15 protein-coding genes are annotated in these 17,850 nt (G+C 69.5%); 10 read left to right on the top strand and 5 right to left on the bottom strand.

All coding sequences use genetic code 11. From position 1 onward, the window contains the following. Position 1: 1 nt before the first annotated feature. Positions 2-718, bottom strand: a complete 717-nt coding sequence (locus EJ913_RS16315) for a hypothetical protein (protein WP_126999728.1) — start codon at positions 716-718, stop codon at positions 2-4. A 243-nt stretch (positions 719-961) separates the two neighbouring features. Then, entirely contained in the window at positions 962-1,477 is a 516-nt protein-coding gene (locus EJ913_RS16310; protein WP_126999726.1) for an adenine phosphoribosyltransferase, read from the bottom strand. A gap of 174 nt (positions 1,478-1,651) precedes the next feature. Between EJ913_RS16310 and EJ913_RS16305 the strand changes: the two genes are divergently transcribed. The 6 genes from EJ913_RS16305 to spbR all read left to right on the top strand — a co-directional run bounded on the left by EJ913_RS16305 (position 1,652) and on the right by spbR (position 7,364). Beyond that, a complete protein-coding gene (locus EJ913_RS16305) occupies positions 1,652-2,806 on the top strand; it encodes an ABC transporter permease (RefSeq protein WP_126999724.1) in 1,155 nt (384 codons plus the stop codon). 14 nt (positions 2,807-2,820) lie between these two features. Next, the gene (locus EJ913_RS16300; protein ID WP_244939378.1) at positions 2,821-3,624 is read left to right on the top strand and encodes an ABC transporter ATP-binding protein; all 804 of its coding nucleotides are present in this window, start codon (positions 2,821-2,823) and stop codon (positions 3,622-3,624) included. Positions 3,625-3,633: 9 nt separating this feature from the next. Continuing rightward, positions 3,634-4,593, top strand: coding sequence for an MlaD family protein (locus EJ913_RS16295; RefSeq protein ID WP_126999722.1), 960 nt, complete (start codon positions 3,634-3,636; stop codon positions 4,591-4,593). Beyond that, positions 4,590-5,213 carry an ABC-type transport auxiliary lipoprotein family protein gene (locus tag EJ913_RS16290; protein ID WP_126999720.1) on the top strand — a complete coding sequence of 208 codons (624 nt, stop codon included), beginning with the start codon at positions 4,590-4,592 and terminating at the stop codon, positions 5,211-5,213. Before EJ913_RS16295 ends, EJ913_RS16290 begins: the two co-directional genes overlap by 4 nt. Before the next feature lie 96 nt (positions 5,214-5,309). Further along, positions 5,310-6,074: a DUF6969 family protein gene (locus EJ913_RS16285; protein WP_126999718.1), complete on the top strand. Its 765-nt coding sequence runs from the start codon at positions 5,310-5,312 to the stop codon at positions 6,072-6,074. A 168-nt stretch (positions 6,075-6,242) separates the two neighbouring features. Continuing rightward, the gene (gene spbR, locus EJ913_RS16280) at positions 6,243-7,364 is read left to right on the top strand and encodes a SpbR family protein (RefSeq protein WP_126999716.1); all 1,122 of its coding nucleotides are present in this window, start codon (positions 6,243-6,245) and stop codon (positions 7,362-7,364) included. A 92-nt stretch (positions 7,365-7,456) separates the two neighbouring features. Here the strand turns inward: spbR and EJ913_RS16275 are convergent, their stop codons facing one another. Continuing rightward, positions 7,457-9,148, bottom strand: a complete 1,692-nt coding sequence (locus tag EJ913_RS16275; RefSeq protein ID WP_126999714.1) for a methyl-accepting chemotaxis protein — start codon at positions 9,146-9,148, stop codon at positions 7,457-7,459. A gap of 249 nt (positions 9,149-9,397) precedes the next feature. On the opposite strand from EJ913_RS16275, the gene EJ913_RS16270 reads away from it, so the two are divergent. The 3 genes from EJ913_RS16270 to EJ913_RS16260 all read left to right on the top strand — a co-directional run bounded on the left by EJ913_RS16270 (position 9,398) and on the right by EJ913_RS16260 (position 14,641). Further along, complete coding sequence (locus EJ913_RS16270; RefSeq protein WP_126999712.1) at positions 9,398-10,807, top strand: ATP-binding protein; 1,410 nt, start codon at positions 9,398-9,400, stop codon at positions 10,805-10,807. A gap of 71 nt (positions 10,808-10,878) precedes the next feature. After that, positions 10,879-12,588: an adenine deaminase gene (gene ade, locus EJ913_RS16265; RefSeq protein ID WP_126999710.1), complete on the top strand. Its 1,710-nt coding sequence runs from the start codon at positions 10,879-10,881 to the stop codon at positions 12,586-12,588. 304 nt (positions 12,589-12,892) lie between these two features. After that, entirely contained in the window at positions 12,893-14,641 is a 1,749-nt protein-coding gene (locus tag EJ913_RS16260) for a CocE/NonD family hydrolase (protein WP_126999708.1), read from the top strand. Here EJ913_RS16260 and EJ913_RS16255 read toward each other — a convergent pair. Continuing rightward, positions 14,548-15,330 carry a Fic family protein gene (locus EJ913_RS16255; protein WP_126999706.1) on the bottom strand — a complete coding sequence of 261 codons (783 nt, stop codon included), beginning with the start codon at positions 15,328-15,330 and terminating at the stop codon, positions 14,548-14,550. The genes EJ913_RS16260 and EJ913_RS16255 overlap by 94 nt on opposite strands. 182 nt (positions 15,331-15,512) lie before the next feature. Here EJ913_RS16255 and EJ913_RS16250 point away from each other — a divergent pair, with 182 nt between their 5' ends. After that, positions 15,513-15,935, top strand: a complete 423-nt coding sequence (locus EJ913_RS16250) for a bacteriohemerythrin (RefSeq protein WP_126999704.1) — start codon at positions 15,513-15,515, stop codon at positions 15,933-15,935. 135 nt (positions 15,936-16,070) lie between these two features. On the opposite strand, the gene EJ913_RS16245 is transcribed toward EJ913_RS16250, so the two are convergent. Next, positions 16,071-17,726 carry a tetratricopeptide repeat protein gene (locus EJ913_RS16245; RefSeq protein ID WP_244939377.1) on the bottom strand — a complete coding sequence of 552 codons (1,656 nt, stop codon included), beginning with the start codon at positions 17,724-17,726 and terminating at the stop codon, positions 16,071-16,073. Positions 17,727-17,850: the final 124 nt, after the last annotated feature.

Here is a 17,850-nt window from a genome sequence, read left to right as displayed (position 1 = left end):
TTCAGAACAGCGCGTTCAGCAGCGATCCGCGCCCGGTGTAGGTGCCGGTGCTGCCCAGGATCGTCGCCGCGCTGTTGGTGGAGGTCGAGCCGCCGTTCAGCAAGGTCGCCAGGTTTTGCAGCCGGTAATTGCTTCCGAACGGGTTGTCGCCCTGGGCCGGCTGCTTGGCGACGGTGTCGTAATCCTTGGTGTAGCTGCCCATGCGAAGCTGGACGCCGTAGTTCTGCGCGTCCTTCAGCGGAACGTCCTTGTCGCGGGCCAGCCGCAGGGTGTAGTCGCCCTTGTCCAGCGACAGGGTGCCGCCCTGCAGCTTCTTGTAGGCGTCGTAGGTCGAGCCGGCGTCCTTGTTGCTGTCGGCGATCACCTTGCCCTGCTTGTCCATCAGCTGCACCCGGACCCCGGCATCGCCGACGGTCCCGATGGTGGCCTCGCCCTTGGTCGTGACCGAGAATTTGTAGAAGTCTGCCGGGTCGTTCGCCGCCAGCGAACTGAACACGTTCAGCCGGCTGGTGTCCTTGATCAGGGTGCCGATGTTGCTGGCGAAGGGTGCGGTGTTGTAGGACGATTTCTTGACGGTCTGCTCGTATTCCTGGGCTTTGGTGTTGGCGCCGGTGTCGGAGGTGGCCTGCTGCTGGACGCGTTTGACCGCCGCATCGATGGATTGTTGCAGGCTCTGCGCCATGCTGCCGACATCGCTGAAACTGGACAAGCTGACCATGACCCGCGCCCTTTTCTTGTGCGTTCCATCGGAACGGCTTAAGCCAAGGTTTGCAGAAAGCGGGCCACATGGTCATTCGAACGGTATCAATGGCTTGGCGGTTTTCCAGCTTGGGCGGGGCGGCAATTTCCGCGAAGTCCCGGCAAAATCTTCCGGGGTGGACCGCCGCCTGTTGCCCATCTCCGCCCGTCGCGGTGCCGGGGGCGGAGGAGAGGGAGATGCGGGCGTGACACCCGGATCGGTTCAGGAATCGTAGGCCATCAGCGACAGGCTCGGCACGTCCAGCTTGTCGCGGCCGTTCAGGAAGGTCAGCTCCACCAGGAAGGCGGCGGCGCGCACGTCGGCGCCGATCCGGCGCAGCAGGGTGACGGCCGCCGCCATGGTGCCGCCGGTGGCCAGCAGATCGTCCAGCACCACCACCCGCTGTCCTGGCTTCACCGCGTCGGATTGCACCTCGATGGTGTCGGTGCCGTATTCCAAATCGTAGGAATGGGCGACCGTGTCGCCGGGAAGCTTGCCGCGCTTGCGCACCATCACGAATCCGATGCCGAGCGCCAGCGCCAGCGGGGCGGCCACCAGGAAACCGCGCGATTCGATGCCGACCAGCACGTCGGGTCGGTGCGGGCGCACGGCATCGGCCAGACGGTCGATGGCGGTCTTCCAGGCCGGTCCGTGAGCCAGCAGGGGCGAGACGTCGTAGAACAGGATGCCGGGCTTCGGAAAATCCGGAATGCCGCGGATGTGGTCTTTCAAGTCCATGGTGTCCATCGGGGCCAAACGCGAAGCGGGTCAGTTTATCGGGGTGGGAGGGGCTGCGCAAACGGACGTTGCGCCGCAGCGGAGGCATGGCCGTTGTCACAGGGGGTTGACCGGCCGCGCTCGCGCCGCCACGTTCCAACCTCTCCGATCGAATGGCGAAGGCGGGTGCCGGGCGTGGCGGGTGAAACGGTCTGGATCGAATCGCGGCACGGCGACGGCGTGTGGAACATCGGTCCCGGCGGGCGCTGGACGCTGGACGCCGCCGAACCGGCGTCCGACGCGCTGGAGGGCTTGCGGTCGAAACCGACCGGCGGCGCGGTGCGGCTCGACCCCGTGCGTCTCGACCTCGGCCGGCTCGACGCGCTCGACACGGTGGGCGCCTATCTGCTGACCCGGCTGGCCGCCCGGCTGGAGGCCGACGGTCACGCCGTCACCGTCGAGGGCGTGAGGCCCGAACACACCGCCCTGCTGGAGGCCGTGCGCGACGCTGGGCAGGCCCCGCCGGAACCGTCCGCGCGCTCGCACCACCCCATCATCGACATGGTGGTCCGCACCGGCCGCACCACGGTGGAGGGCGCCAAGGAGGCGCTGGATCTGGTCGGCTTCCTCGGCCTCGTCACCGTCACCTTCGGCCGGCTGATCCTGAAGCCATCGCGCATCCGCCTGACCTCGGTGCTGTTCCACGTCGAGCAGACCGGGCTGAACGCGTTGCCGATCCTGGGGCTGCTGTCCTTCCTGATCGGCGTGGTGCTGGCCTTCCAGGGCGCCGACCAGCTCAAGCGCTTCGGGGCGGAACTGTTCGTGGTCAATCTGCTGGGCATCTCGGTGCTGCGCGAGATCGGCGTGCTGATGACGGCGATCATCGTCGCCGGGCGGTCGGGCTCGGCCTTCACCGCGCAGATCGGCACCATGAAGGTCAACCAGGAGGTCGACGCCATCGGCACCATGGGCCTCGATCCCATCGAGCTTCTGGTCGTGCCGCGCGCCATCGCGCTGATGATCAGCCTGCCGTTGCTGGTCTTCTACGCCGACGTGATGGGGCTGTTCGGCGGCGCGGTGATGAGCTATGCGACGCTGGACATCACCTTCGGGCAGTTCATCCGCCAGCTCCACGTCGCGGTCGGGATCAACACGGTGCTGGCCGGTCTGGTCAAGGCGCCGGTCTTCGCGCTGGTCATCGCCATGGTCGGCTGCTACGAGGGGTTGAAGGTCGCCGGCAGCGCCGAAAGCGTCGGCACCCTGACCACCAAGGCGGTGGTGGAGGGCATCTTCCTGGTGATCGTCATCGACGCGATCTTCTCCGTCCTCTTCTCGTTCCTGGGGATCTGATGGCCGGAGACACGATGGACAGCAGCGCAATGGCGAGCACCCGGCCGGTCGCCGACGCCGAACCGGTCATCCGGGTGCGCGGCCTCGTCACCCGCTTCGGGACGCAGACGGTGCACGACGGCCTCGACCTCGACGTGCGGGCGGGGGAGGTGCTGGGCGTGGTCGGCGGCTCGGGCACCGGCAAGTCGGTGCTGCTGAAGGAGATCCTCGGCCTGATCCGTCCCACGGAAGGCACCATCGAACTGCTCGGCCACGACACCGACGGCCTGTCGCAGCGCGAGCGGACCGCCTTGCAGGCGCGCACCGGCGTGCTGTTCCAGAACGGCGCATTGTTCAGCTCGATGACCGTGGCCGAGAACGTCATGCTGCCGCTGAAGGAGCACACGGCCCTTCACCCCGACCTGATCGCCGAGATCGCGCGGGTGAAGATCGCCATGGCCGGGCTGCCGCCCGACGCCGGGGCCAAGCACCCGGCGCAGCTCTCCGGCGGCATGATCAAGCGCGCTGGGCTGGCGCGCGCGCTGGCGCTGGATCCGGCGATCCTGTTCCTCGACGAGCCGACCGCCGGGCTGGACCCGATCGGCGCCGCCGCCTTTGACGCGCTGATCCGGGGGTTGCAGCGCAGCCTGGGGCTGACCGTGTTCATGGTGACGCACGATCTCGACAGCCTGACCTCGATCTGCGACCGCATCGCGGTGCTGGTGGATAAAAAGATCAAAGTGGCGACGCTGGAGGAGCATCTGGCGGACCCGCACCCCTGGATTCACGATTACTTTCACGGACCGCGCGGCCGCGCCGCGCGCCATGCGAAGGACTGAGGGCAAGCGATGGAAACGCGCGCCAGCTACATCCTGGTCGGCAGCTTCGTGCTGTCGCTCCTCGCCGGCCTGCTGGTCTTCACCGTCTGGATCGCCAAGGTCCAGTTGGAGGAGACCCGCCAGCCCTACCGCATCTACTTCACCGGCTCGGTCACCGGCCTCCAGCAGGGCAGCCCGGTGCGCTACCGGGGCGTTCCGGTCGGCACGGTGGGCGACATCCGGCTCGACCCCGACAACGTCACGCGGGTGCGGGTGACGGTGCAGGTGCAGAACGGCACGCCGATCATGGCCGATTCCATCGCCTCGCTGGAGTTGCAGGGCATCACCGGCGGCGCCTATGTGCAGATCGCCGGCGGCACGGCAGGGGGCGAGCGGCTGAAGGCCGCCGATCCCGACGGGGTTCTGGTGATCCCGTCGCGCCCCTCCTCGCTGACGGCGGTGGTGGACACCGCGCCGCAGCTGGTCAACCGGGCGTTGGAGGTCATCACCCGGCTGGGCGAGCTGATGAACGGCGACAACCAGAAGGCCGTTACCGAGATCCTCGCCAACGTCCGCGACATGAGCGCCGACCTCGCCCGCGCCACCTCGGGGCTGGAAGAGACGATGGCGCAGGCCAACCGCACGCTGGCCGGGTTCGAGCCGGCCGGTCCGCGTTTCGACGACACGCTGATCCGGGCGCAGGGCACGCTGGCCACCATCAGCGGCACCGCCAAGCAGTTGGGCGGCGACAGCCGCGAGCTGATCCAGTCTTTGAAGAAGACCTCCAACGAGCTGGCCTCGCTCCTGTCGGAAAACCGCGAGCCGGTGCGCGACTTCGCGGCGACGGGGCTGTATGACTTGAGCCTGCTGATCTCCCAGCTGCGCGACCTGTCGGGCCAGCTGACGCGGGTGATCACGCGGATCGAGAACGATCCGTCGAACTTCCTGTTCGGCGGAACACGGCAGGGCGTGGAGGTGCGTGGGAAATGAACGGTCGGTTTCGCGCGGCGTGGAGCGCCGCTGTTCTGCTCGGCGTCGCCGCCTGCTCCACCCTCAACCCGACGGCGCCCAAGCTCTACACGCTGACGTCGGGCGCGGTGGCGGATGCGGCGGCGCCCAAGGTCGAGTGGCAGTTGCTGGTCGAGGCGCCGGCCGCCGCCGCCGGCATCGACACGCCGCGCATCGCGTTGGCCCGGACACCGACCTCGCTGGATTATTTCGCCGACGTGTCCTGGGCCGACCGGGCGCCGACGATGGTGCAGGGGCTGATCGTCCAGTCCTTCGAGGACAGCGGGCGGATCGTCTCGGTCGGACGCGACACGGTGGGGCTACGCTCGGATTTCGTCCTGAAATCGGAGCTGCGCGACTTCCAGGCCGAATACGCCACTCCCGGCGCCGCCAGCCCCGACCGCGTGCACGTGCGCCTGTCGGCCAAGCTGGTCGCCATGCCGCGCCGGACCATCGAGGCCGGCGAGACCTTCGAGGCGACGGTGCCGGTGCGCGGACGCGATTTCACCGACGTGATCGCCGCCTTCGACGCGGCGCTGGGACAGGTCACCGGCGCAATGGTCGGCTGGGCTCTGCGCAGCGGGGTGCAGCCCGCCTCCTGACCCCTCCTCCTACGGGGGAGCTATCCCGGAAAACCCTTGCCACCATCCGCTCTCCGCGTACGTAATAGGGGTATTGACGCACCGACGGACAGGCGGATGACGGATCTTTCGGGACTTTCCCGCGAGGAGTTGGAGGTGATGGCCGAGGCCGGACGGGAGGTCCGGGTCTGCCAGCGCGTTCTTGCCAAGACCGGCGACACCGTGGTCGGCGAACTGCTGCGCGGCCACGGCACGCTCTACGAATGGCGCCATTACCCGCCGGGCGACGTCTACGACGCGGAATACCACGCGCAGTATTATTACCACTGCCACCCGGAGGGCGAGCGGCCCAATGGCGAGCACGGCCATTTCCACACCTTCCTGCGGCCCCACGGCATGCCCGACGGCGTGCGGCCGGTGGCTCTGCCCGATCTGGAGCCGCCGGAGAACGACAACGACGCCCTGTCGCACCTGATCGGCATCGCCATGGACGTCGCCGGGCAGCCGGTGCGGCTGTTCACCACCAACCGCTGGGTCACTGGGGAAACGTGGTACAAGGCCGACGACGTGATCGCCATGCTCGATTCCTTCGTGGTCGACCACGCCCGCCCATCCTGGCCGGCAAACCGCTGGATCACCGGCTTGGTCCGGCTGTTCCGCCCCCAGATCGTGGAGTTGCTGCGCGAGCGCGACGCGGCCATCGGTCGCTGGGCGAAGGCGCACCCCGACGCCTATGTGTACGAGGACCGGGGGCTGGAGGTGCCCTCCCAGTGTTTCATCGCGGTGGAGGAGCAGATGGCCGAGTTGGAGTTGCGGTTGCGCGGCGCCCGGCGGCGGCGTTCGATCCTTCCGGAACCGCCGAGCTTCGTGGAGGTTTCCTGAGCATCGGCCAGTGCTGGACGGCACGGATGGTCCGTGATGTCTCCGGTGTTAATGAAGGTTAAATCGTTTCGTCACATCCTTTCCTTTGGAACATCGTCTCCGACGAGACCTTTGGAACACAGTCTCCGACGACAAGGGGGCGCTTCGGGTAGGAAGGGTCCGCGACCCATGAGCGAACATCTGACCAAGGACGACGTCGCCCGGCTGCTGTCGGACCCGTCGCCGAACAGCCGCAACGACCTCGCCGCCAAGATCGCGCACCAGTTCGACAGCACCGCGCTGTCCGACAGCGAGCGCAAGCTGGCCGAGGACATCATCCGCGTGATGGTGCGGGACACCGTCGTGCGCGTGCGCCAGACCCTGGCCGACAATCTGAAGGCCAGCCCGTCGCTGCCGCGCGACATTGCGTTGAGCCTCGCCCGCGACGTGGAGGCGGTGGCGATCCCGCTGCTCAGCGTCTCCACGGTGCTGACCAGCGCCGATCTGGTGGAGATCGTGCGTTCGGGCACCGATTCCAAGCAGACCGCCATCGCCCAGCGCCCGACCGTGCCGGCCGCCGTCGCCGACGCGCTGATCGAGACCGCCTCGGAAAAGGCCGTGGCGGCGCTGGTCGCCAACGAGGGCGCGGAGCTGGGTGAACGCAGCCTCGGCAAGGTCATCGACCGTTTCGGCGACAGCGAGGCGGTGCAGGATCCGCTGGTCCATCGCTCCAAGCTGCCGATCACCATCGCCGAGCGGCTGGTTGCCGTGGTGTCGGAAAAGCTGCGCCAGCATCTGGTCTCGTACCACGAGCTGCCGGCCCAGGTGGCGTCCGACCTGATCCTGCAAAGCCGCGAGCGGGCGACCGTCGCCCTGTTCAGCGGCGAGAGCGACGAGGGCGCTCTGGAGCGGCTGGTGGCGCAATTGGCGCAGACCGGCCGGCTGACGCCCTCATTGCTGGTGCGCTCGCTGTGCACCGGGGACATCGCCTTCTTCGAGACGGCGATGTCGCTGCTGGCGAACGTGCCGATGACCAACACGCGGCTGCTGATTCACGACGCCGGGCGGTTGGGGCTGAAATCCCTCTACGACAAGGCGAAGCTGCCCTCGGCCCTGCTGCCGGCCTGCCGCATCGCCATCGACGTTTTGAAGGAAACGCCCTACGACGGCGAACCGGGCGACCTCGCCCGCCACCGCCGCCGCTTGATCGAACGCATCCTGACCCAGTACGAGGATCTGGCGCCGGAGGATCTGGAATTCCTCTTGGCGAAGCTGGGCGATCTGATGGTTCCGGAAGACCGGGTGGCTTGAGAGATTTTAAGGATCGGTCGACCCTCTCCCCCAGGGGGAGAGGGTTTGAGTTTGTGCCTATGGGAAGAGGCGCCCTCTTCAAGCCCCTCCCTTCACGCCGCCTTCATCCGCGCCGCGAAATCGTCCACGTCCGCCTGGAGGGTGCGGGCGTGGGTGGTCAGTCCCTGCGCGGCGTCGAGCATGCGGCCGGCGGCGGCGCCGGTGCGGTCGGCGGCGTTGGACACCCCGGCGATGGTCTGCGACACGTCGTGGGTGCCGCTGGCCGCCTCTCGCACGTTGCGGGTGATCTCGCGGGTCGCGGCGCCCTGCTGCTCCACGGCGGCGGACACGCTGGCGCTGATGCCGTTGATCCGCTCGATGGTGCCGACGATGCCGCTGATGGCGGTGACGGCGTTGTGGCTCTCGCCCTGGATCGCGACGATCTGGGCGGAGATGTCCTCCGTCGCCTTGGCGGTCTGGTTGGCGAGGTTCTTCACCTCCGTCGCCACCACCGCGAAACCCTTGCCGGCCTCGCCCGCACGCGCCGCCTCGATGGTCGCGTTCAGTGCCAGCAAATTGGTCTGGCTGGCGATGTCGTTGATCATCTTCACCACCGCGCCGATCCGCTCGGCGGCGCCGGCCAGCCCCTGGACGGTGGCGTTGGTGCGCTGGGCCTCGCCCTCGGCCTCGCTGGCGATGCGGGCGGCCTCGGTCATGCGTTGGCTGATGTCGGCGATGGAGGAGACCATCTGTTCGGTCGCGGCGGCGACGGTGTGGACGTTGCCGGTCGCCTGCTCCGCCGCCGCCGCGACGGTCGCGGAGCGGTGCGAGGCGTCGCGGGCCGAATCCGACAGCCCCTCGGCGTTGCCACGAATCTGGTCGGCCTCGCCGTTCAAGGTACGGCAAAGCCCGGCGATCTTCGCGGTGAAGTCGTGGGTCAGCGATTCCAGCGCGTCCTGGCGCCGCTGGCGGGCGGCGACGGCGTCGCGCTCCTGCGCGGCGAGTTCCTGGTTGCGGCGCAGGGCGTCGCGGAACACCAGCACCGCGCGGGCCATGTCGCCGATCTCGTCGGCGGACCCGGTGCCGGGCACCGCGGCGGCGGTGTCCCCGGCGGCGATTCCGGTCATGGCGGCGGTCATCCGTTGCAGCGGCCGGGCGATCTGGCCGCGCGCGATCGACACCGACAGCAACAGCGCGGCGGCGATGCCGAGGGCGGCGGTCAGCGCGACGATGACGGTCCAGTGCGTCTGGGCGGCGCCCTGCTCCCGACGCAGCCGCTCGGCCTCGACGTCGATGGCGGCGACCAGCCGGCCCAGCTCGGCGTTGAGCGCCTGCCGGTTCCGACGGTTGGCGTCGTTGTCGCCGTAGAGCCGCGCCTCGGCGGAGCCCTTCTCGTGGCCGATCCGCGCCAGTTCGGTGCGGAAGGTCACGAATTCGGCCAGTTTGGCGGAGGCGGCCTGCGCCAGCGCACGCTCGGCCGGCGGGGTGAGGGCGTCCAGGGCGGCCATCTGGGTGCCGAGCGCCGCCAGCGTGGCAAGCAGCGGCTTGCCGAACTTGTCGCTCTCGGCGGCGTCGCGCGCCATGTAAACGCCCCGGCTGTCCATCACCGCGCCCAGGACAAGCCCGTTCAGCCGCTCGCCAAGCGTCTGCCGCTGGGCGGCGTTCTCGATCCGCGCCGCGCGGCCGGACAAATCCTCCATGGCGGTCAGCGCCAGCAGGCCGAGCACGGCGGCGATCACCGCCTGGATGCCGACCACCGAATAAATCTTGGGACCGATCCTTAGATTGCGAAGCGCTGACAGCATCGTTTCCGCCTTTTTCTTTGACCGTGTTCTTGTATGATCACCCGCAACCGAGCAAGGGTTGGTCCTGTAATATTTCAGCAAACTTAACTTTGCGTGCGGCGTGCTGTCGCGGTTTGCCCCAATAGCCGTGGAGCGGCCCTGCGCAAGAGCTTGGCGGGACGAAGCGGCTGTTGCGCAACTGCGGCATTTGACCGCATAGTACGGAAGCGATACCAGCCGTCTGGCCCAGTGGTTTGGCGAGGAGTGTGGATGACCGTGGCGACGCCGACCCTGGCCCCGCCTCAGCAGGCTCCACCGGCGGAAACGCCGGCGGACACGATCCTTCGCCTGCAACGCCGCGTGGCGGAGCTGGAGGCGCTCCAGCGCGGCACGGCCCTGCGACCCGACCGCATCGTCGGCATCGTCGCCGGCATCGACGACCTGAAACGACGCGAGGCGGGCCTGCGCGTCAGCGAGGCGCGGTTCCGCTCCCTGGTGCAGACGGCGGCCAGCATCATCCTGGTGCTGGGCGAGGACGGCTGCGTGCAGGAGGCCAACCGCGAGGCCGAGCGCGCCTTTGGGCTGGAGCCCGGCACCGCCATCGGCCGCCCCTGGATGGAGGTGGTCGGCGAGCGCCCGACCAGCGCCTTCGCGGCCCAGCTCGCCATCGCGGCGGAAGGGCAGGAGATCCGCAACTTCGAGCATGTGCAGCGCGGCCGTTCCGGGGCGGAGGAGCGGGTGCTGCTGTGGAACATGAACCGCATGCCGGAGGCCGACGGCGTGGCGCCCGGCATCATCTGCGTCGGGCAGGACATCAGCCGGCGCAAGCGGGCGGAACTGGCCCTGCGCCAAGCCCGCGACGAGCTGGAGATGCGCGTCGCCGAACGCACCCGCGCCTTGATGCAGGAGGTGCAGGAACGCCGCCGCGCCGAACAGGCGCTGATCCAGGCCAAGGAGCAGGCCGAACTGGCCAACCGGGCCAAGAGCGAGTTCCTGGCGAACATGAGCCACGAGCTGCGCACGCCGCTGAACGCCATCATCGGCTTTTCCTCGATGATGGAGGGCGAGATCGTCGGCCCGCTCGGCCACCCGAAATACCTCGACTACGCGCAGGTGATCGGCAAGTCCGGCCAGCATCTGCTGGCGGTCATCAGCGACATCCTCGACGTGTCGAAGATCGAAGCCGGGAAGCTCGACCTCCACCCGCAGCCGATGGACGTGCGCGACGCGGTGGAAAGCTCGCTGCTGCTGATCGCCGAGCGGGCGGAGGAGGGTGGGCTGACCCTGGAGGAGTCGGTGGCGGACGACACGCCGCCGATGCTGGGCGACCCGGTGCGGGTGAAGCAGATTCTGCTGAACCTGCTGTCGAACGCGGTGAAGTTCACCAATCCGGGCGGCCGGGTGGCGCTGCGCGTCCGGCCCGACCGCGACCGCGTGCTGATCGAGGTCGCCGACACCGGCATCGGCATGAGCGCCGAGGGCATCGCCATCGCCCTGCAACCCTTCGGGCAGGTGGACAGCCAGCTGTCGCGACGGTCGGGCGGCACCGGGCTGGGGCTGCCGCTGGTGCGGTCCTTCGTGGAGCTGCTGAACGGCTCGCTCGACGTCCGCAGCCGCGAGGGAGAGGGCACGACGGTCAGCGTCCGGCTGCCCGTGGCGCATCCCTACGATGGGGAGTAGCCCCCGCTTGCGCATTCCCGCCGGCCGCGCCACTTTCAGCCTTTAAGCGTACATATGGAAAGAGGGCGGGCATGGCGATCGGTCGGGACGCGTTGAAGACGCGCATCGGGCAGGCGTTGGGCGAAAGCAGGGCCGATCTGGTCATCAAGGACACGCGCTTCCTCAACGTCGTCACCGGCGAGATCGCGCAAGGCGACATCGCCGTCTGCGGCGACGTGATCGTCGGCACCTACGAATCCTACGACGGGGTGGAGGAGATCGACGGGCGCGGGCTGACCGTGGTTCCCGGCTTCATCGACACCCACCTGCATTGCGAATCCACCTGCGTCACCCCGCAGGAGTTCGACCGCTGCGTCCTGCCGCGCGGGACCACCACGGCGATCTGCGACCCGCACGAGATCTGCAACGTGCTGGGCGAGGAGGGACTGCGCTACTTCCTCGACAGCGCCGAGGGTACGGTCATCGACCTGTTCGTGCAGCTCTCCTCCTGCGTGCCGGCGACGGAGTTGGAGACCTCGGGCGCGCGGCTGGAGGCGGCCGACCTGATCCGCCACAAGGACCACCCCAAGGTCATCGGGCTGGCCGAGTTCATGAACTTCCCCGGCGTCTTCCACAAGGTGGACGGGGTGCTGGACAAGCTGGCCGCCTTCGACGGCCGCCACATCGACGGCCACGCGCCGCTGGTCTCGGGGAAGGAGCTGAACGCCTACCTGTCCTGCGGCATCCGCAACTGCCACGAGACCACCAGCGCCGCCGAGGCGATGGAGAAGCTGCGCAAGGGCATGCAGGTGCTGATCCGCGACGGGTCGGTGTCGAAGGACGTCCACGCCCTGGCCGGGGTGATCTCCCCGGAGACCTCGCCCTTCCTGGGCTTCTGCACCGACGACCGCAACCCGCTGGACATCGCGGAGGAGGGGCACATGGACCACCTCATCCGCAGCGCCATCCGGCTGGGCGCGCCGGTCGCCCATGTCTACCGGGCGGCGACGTGGTCGGCGGCGCGCGGTTTCCGCCTGTACGACCGGGGCTTGGTGGCGCCGGGGCACCGGGCCGACCTGGTGCTGCTCGACGATCTGGAGGACTGCGCGGTCAACCGCGTGATCCGGGGCGGGCGCGTGGTGACGCCGGAGAGCTTCGCGGGACGCCCGTCGGTGACGCCGGTCGGGGTGGATTCGGTGCGGCTCGACCCGGTGGAGGTCGCGGATTTCGCGGTTCCCGCCGGCGTGTCGGTGCAGTCGGTGATCGGGCTGGAACCGGGGAAGATCCTCACCGAGCACCGACGGATCGAGGTTCCCGTCGTCGGCGGCCGTATGGTCGCCGATCCGGCGCGCGACCTGCTGAAAATCTGCGTGTTCGCCCGCCACGGCAGCAACCGCAACGTCGGGCGCGGCTTCGTCCAGGGCTTCGGCTTCGCGGAGGGCGCGCTGGCCTCCTCGGTCGGGCATGACAGCCACAACATCTGCGTGGTGGGGGCGTCCGACGCCGACATGGCCGTGGCGGTCAACCGGCTGATCGAGCTTCAGGGCGGCTTCGTCGCGGTGCGCAACGGGAAAGTCGTCGGCGAACTCGCCCTGCCGCTGGCCGGGCTGATGAGCCTGGAGCCGTTCGAAGCGGTGGAGGCGAAGCTGCGCTCCCTGCGCGCCGCCGTCCGCGCGATGGGCTGCCCGCTGGCCGAACCCTTCCTGCAACTGGCCTTCCTGCCGCTGCCGGTCATCCCGCATCTGAAGATCACCGACCGTGGTATGGTGGACGTGGACCGCTTCGAATTGATTGCCGCCTGATTGGGCTGATGGCCTGATTTTTGGGCATGAGCCGTGTTGTTGGGCGTTTGGGAACTGGCAAAGCCTCTCTCCCCTTGCGGGGGAGGAGCTCGGCCAACGTCCAAGCCTCTTTCCTTGGGACGCCTTTGTCATTGTCGGAAAGAGAAATTCCAAACCCTACAGCCTTCTCAGACCTCTCCCAGCGCGCGCAAAGCCCGCGCGCGTCTCTCTTCCTGGGCAACCCCACCGCGTTCTATGCCGTTCGCTAGTCTGGCACGCGCCTTGCCATGGAGTCATACAGCCGATACAGGAACGCCGTCCCCGCATGACCCATCTGGCTCCGTTGCTCATCGAAACCTCGCCCCTGCTGCCGGTCCGGCCGCCCGAAACCGTGTCGATGCGCACCCGCGACGGCGTGCGGCTGGAGGCCGACCTCTACCGGCCCGACGCGGCGGGGGCGTGGCCGGTCCTGCTGCTGCGGCTAGCCTGCGGGCGGCGGACGGCGCTGACCAGCCATTACGCCCACCCGCGCTGGTACGCGGCGCGCGGCTATGTGGTGGTGGTGCAGGACATGCGGGGCTGCGGGACCTCGGACGGCCGGTTCCGCCCCTTCGAGAACGAGAGCGAGGACGGCGCCGACGCCGTCGCCTGGGCGGCCTCGCTGCCCGGATCGTCGGGTGCGGTGGCGCTGTACGGCTGCGGCTACGCCGGAATGGCGCAATGGCTGGCCTTGGCGGCGGCGCCCAAGGCGTTGCGCGCGGTGGTGCCGGCCTTCGCCGGTTGGGACGTGTTCTGCGACTGGGCCTATGAGGGCGGGGCCTTCCGGCTGGCCGACGCGATGGGCTGGGCCTTGCGCGCCGCCGCCGAATCGGCGCGCCGGGTCGAGGACGGCACGGCCCACCGCATCCTGTCCGACGCCGCCCGGCGGCTGCCGTTGGACGACGAGATCCCGTCGCGGCCCCAGGCCCTGCGGGACTACGCGCGCTACACCCATTACGACGACTGGCTGACCATGCCGGCCCCCGGCGCGCATTGGGACGCGCTGTCGCCGCGCGCCAAGCTGACGGAGATGCCGGCCGACGTCGCCGTGATGCAGATCGGCGGCTGGTTCGACCCCCGCCTTGCCGGGACGCTCGACGCGCACGAGGCGCTCGCCGGACGGTCGCGCGCGCCGCTGCGGCTGGTCGTCGGCCCCTGGACGGCGGCGGGACCGCAGGAGGCGCCGTCGCTCGACGCGCTGCAACTGGCGTGGTTCGACCGGGTGCTGAAGGGGGAGGGCGCCGACCGTGGCGAGCCGGTGCGGCTGCACGATGTGGAGGCCGGGCGCTGGCACGATTTGCCCGGCGTCCCGGCGGCGGACACCGCCTTCCATCTGTCCAGCGACGGCTTGGCGACCCGGCAGGGCGGGCGGCTCGGCTTGGATCTGGCGGAGGCGGCGGCGCTCGACGTGGTGGTGCACGACCCGCGCGGCCCGGTGCCGGCGGTGGGCGGGCACGCCGTGCCGGACGCCGGCCGTTTCGACCGCTCCGTGGTGGACCGGCGGCCCGACGTGGCGGTCTACACGACGCCGGCCCTGACCGAGCCGCTGACGCTCGCCGGCCGGGTGGCGCTGGATCTGTGGATCGAGGCCGACGCGCCGTCCTTCGACGTCAGCGCCGTGCTGTCGGTGCTGCACCCCGACGGGCGCGTCCTGCCGCTGACCCAGGGGCACGCGCGGGTGGAGCCGGGCGATCCGACGCGCCCGCTGACCATCGCCATGCGCGGGGCCTGCGCCACGCTGGCGCCGGGAACGGCGCTGCGGCTGAGCGTTGCCGGGGCCTGCTTCCCGGCCTATCCGGTCAATCCGGGCACCGGCGCCGAGCCGGGCGAGACCCGGCGGGTGGACGCCCAGCCGATCACCCTGCTGATCCACAGCGGGCCTGAGCGCCCGTCGCGGCTGCGCGCGCCGCTGCCGCCGGGCGGAGCCGGAGCGTCCTTCGGTCAGGAGTTCTCGTCGGACGCGCGGTCTTTCGACACACGGGCGGGCTCGACCAGTCCCTTCGCCGCCGCGACGAGGCAGACGTCCAGGCTCTGATCGAGAAAGCGCATCATCAGGTCGCGGAAGGGCGTCTTGTCGCCGACCGCCCAGGCGCGCTCGACCAGATCGGCGTAGAGGGCGCGATCCTCGCCCCGCACCACCACCGGCGGGTAACCGGCGCGGTTGAGCATCAGGTTGCACAGCAAAAGCGCCGTCGCCGCGTTGCCGGCGTGGAAGGGGCGGATCGCCATCAGCCGGTGGTGCGCCTCGAACGCCGTGTCGGGCGCCGGTTCGGCGCGGCGCAGCCAGCCCGACAGCGCCGACATCGACACCCGCAGCTTGGCCGGATCGGGGGCGCTTCCCGTGGCGTCATCCTTGGGCGGGCCGTCGCGGTACTTGCCGGCCTCCTCGTCGATGCCCTGCCGCAGAACGCTGTGGAACGCGGCGACGGTGCGCTCCCCGACCACTCCGTTCGGCTCGTAGGACAGCCGGGCCATCAACTCCAGCGCGCCGCGATGGTTCAGGACGAAGCGCTGCTCGTCGGCCGCGCGGTGGCGCAGCACGGTTCCGCGCTCCAGCACCGCCTTCACGTCGGCGCGTTTCAGGGGCACGCCCTCGACGCCGACCGCCGCGACCGTCAGCTCCATTTCGAACCAGTCGGCGAGGTCGTGGACGGTGTCCTGGGGCAGTGGACGGGCACCGTCCAGCGCGTGCTTCTTGTCGGCGATCTCGTCGAGCAGCGGCATGCGCCGTGTCTCCCGTGTCGGAGCCGTCATGGAAGGGGGAGGCGCGCCGCCCCCTGCGGGGATTTGCCGCTTGAGCCGGCACCGTTGCGGGTTTTAGGATCCCTGTCAAGATTGTCCACAACCCGTTTGTTCAGCCGGACGCCGCCCCGGAAAAGGAGCGCGCCCAAGGGGAGGATGGAGTCATGACGCAGGTCGCCTGGGACGAATCGATGAGCGTCGGCGTCGCCGTGCTCGACGACGAACACAAGACTCTGCTGGATTTGTTCAACGGTCTGCTGGACGGCGGCATCACCCCGGCCAACCGGGAGGAGCTGAGCGCTCTGTTGACCAGCCTGCGCGCTTATGTCGCCGTTCACTTCGCGCGGGAGGAGACGCTGATGCTGCGCCGCCGCTATCCCGATCTGGACGCCCATCTCGCCGCCCACCGCTATTTCGCCGGCGAGGTGGAGAAGCTCCAGCACGACTTCGAGGGCGACAACACCACCATGCTGCGGATGGATCTGATCCTGCTGCTGAAGGAATGGTTCATCGAGCACATCCAGGAAACCGACGCCCTCTACAAGCCCTTCCTGGCGGGCGAAAGCGCCGTGGCGTCGGTGGAGTGAGCTTGCGCTTGCCCCCTCCCTAAACCTCCCCCGCTTCGCGGGAGAGGGAACTCCGCCGAACGCTGGCAAGGGTCCTGCCCCCTCTCCCGCGAAGCGGGGGAGGGACGGGGAGGGGGCAAACGGGGCCGCGCGACCCTACGGCTTCACCGCCGCCGCCTGCTTGTCGGGCAGGCCCTTGTCCAGCTTCTCCTGGATCGCGTCCTTGGGCGTGTCGGCGTCGGCGTTGCGCAGCGCGCGGGTCCACTGGAAACGCGCCTCGTTGCGGCGGCCGACGCGCCAATAGGCGTCGCCGAGATGGTCGTTGATGGTGGGATCGAGCGGCTTCAACTCCACCGCGCGTTCCAGCTTGGTCACGGCGCCCGCGTAGTCGCCCAGGCTGAACAGCGCCCAGCCGAGGCTGTCGACGATGTAGCCGTCGCGCGGCTTCAGCTCCACCGCCCGCTCGACCATCGCCTTGGCCTTGTCGAGGTTGAGCCCCCGGTCGATCCAGCTGTAGCCGAGGAAGTTCAGAAGCGACGCCTCCTCCGGCTTCAGGGACAGCGCCGTCTTCAGGTCGGCCTCGGCCTCCGGCCAGCGGTTGACCTTTTCGAGGGCCATGGCGCGGGCGTACAGCACCGGCCAATGCCGCTCCTGCGGGGTGCCCAGCCGGGATAGCGCGGCGCCGTAGGTGTCGGCGGCCTCCCCGAAGCGCTTGGCGTAGCGGTAGAGGTCCCCCAGCCGGATCATCGCGTCGGTGCGTTCCGGCCGCTCGGCGGTCAGCGCCTTCAACGCGGCGATGGCCTCGTCGTTGCGCTCCATGCGGGCGAGCGCGTCGACCGACCGCATCCGCGCCGTCCAGCCGAGCACCGGGTTGTCCAGCAGCGGCTTGTATTCGGCCAGCGCGTCCTCGTGGTGGTCGCGCTCCTCCATGATGTCGCCGATCATCAGCCGGGCCAGCGGCATGTCCTGGCGCAGATGCAGGGCGATGCGGCCGAACAGCAGGGCGGTTTCCGCAGCCCCCTCGTGGTGCAGGGCGCTGCCCAGGTCGAACAGGGCCTCCGCCATGCCCTGCCGGGCGTCGCCGACCATGCGGGCGGGAACGGCGCCGGCGGACAGGGACTTCAGGGCCGGCTCGACCAGTTGGCTGTCGGGGCTTCCGGACTGGAACGCTTCGTACAGCTTGCGCGCCTCGGCCGCGCGGCCGGTGCGCTCCAGGAAGTTCCCGACGATCTGCACGACGCGCAGCGGCGCCTCGGTCTCCGTCACCTTGGCGTAGCGGGCCGCCGCGTCCTCGTTGCGGCCGGCGAGGTCGAGGATCAGGCCGGCGTGCAGGTTGTACAGCGCCCCGAACCCGCCGATGGCGGACAAGGGGTTCAGCGCTTCAAGCGCGCGGTCGGTTTGGCCGCGCCCGGCCGCCAGCCATCCCCTCATCAGCGGGCCGACGAATTTGCCGAGCCCGTCGGGCGGCATCTTCGCGGTGGTCGCCTCGGCCTCGTCCAGCCGGCCGGCGACGAGATGGTCGGCGGCGAGCAGCGCCAGCGCCATCTGCGGGTCGCCGTCCTGGCCGAGCGTGCGGGTGGCGAGCGCCAGCGCCTCGTCGATCCGCCCCTCGCCCAGCTTCAGCAGGAAGGAGCGGCGCAGCAGGGGAAGGTCATCGGGATCGGCCGACAGCGCGTGGCCCGTGTAGACCGCCGCGGCGGTCCAGTCGTCCTGGTGCTGGGCGAAGCGTCCTGCCAGATAGCTGCCGGTGGCGGTGGACGCCTGGTCCGGCGGCCCCGCCGCCTCGGCCGACAGGGCGAGCGCGGAAAGCACCAAAGCGGCTCCCAGCCGCGACCCAATCCGGAAAGTCTTCATGCCCTGTCCACCTTGCGCGCCATGAGGTTCGCCATCGGATTCGCGCCCCCGGCCCCTGGGACCGGAGTCGCTTGCGTCCTCC

This window comes from Azospirillum doebereinerae, from assembly GCF_003989665.1.
In the GTDB taxonomy this organism is placed as follows: domain Bacteria; phylum Pseudomonadota; class Alphaproteobacteria; order Azospirillales; family Azospirillaceae; genus Azospirillum; species Azospirillum doebereinerae.
This window is presented reverse-complemented; position numbering and strand designations above follow the sequence as displayed.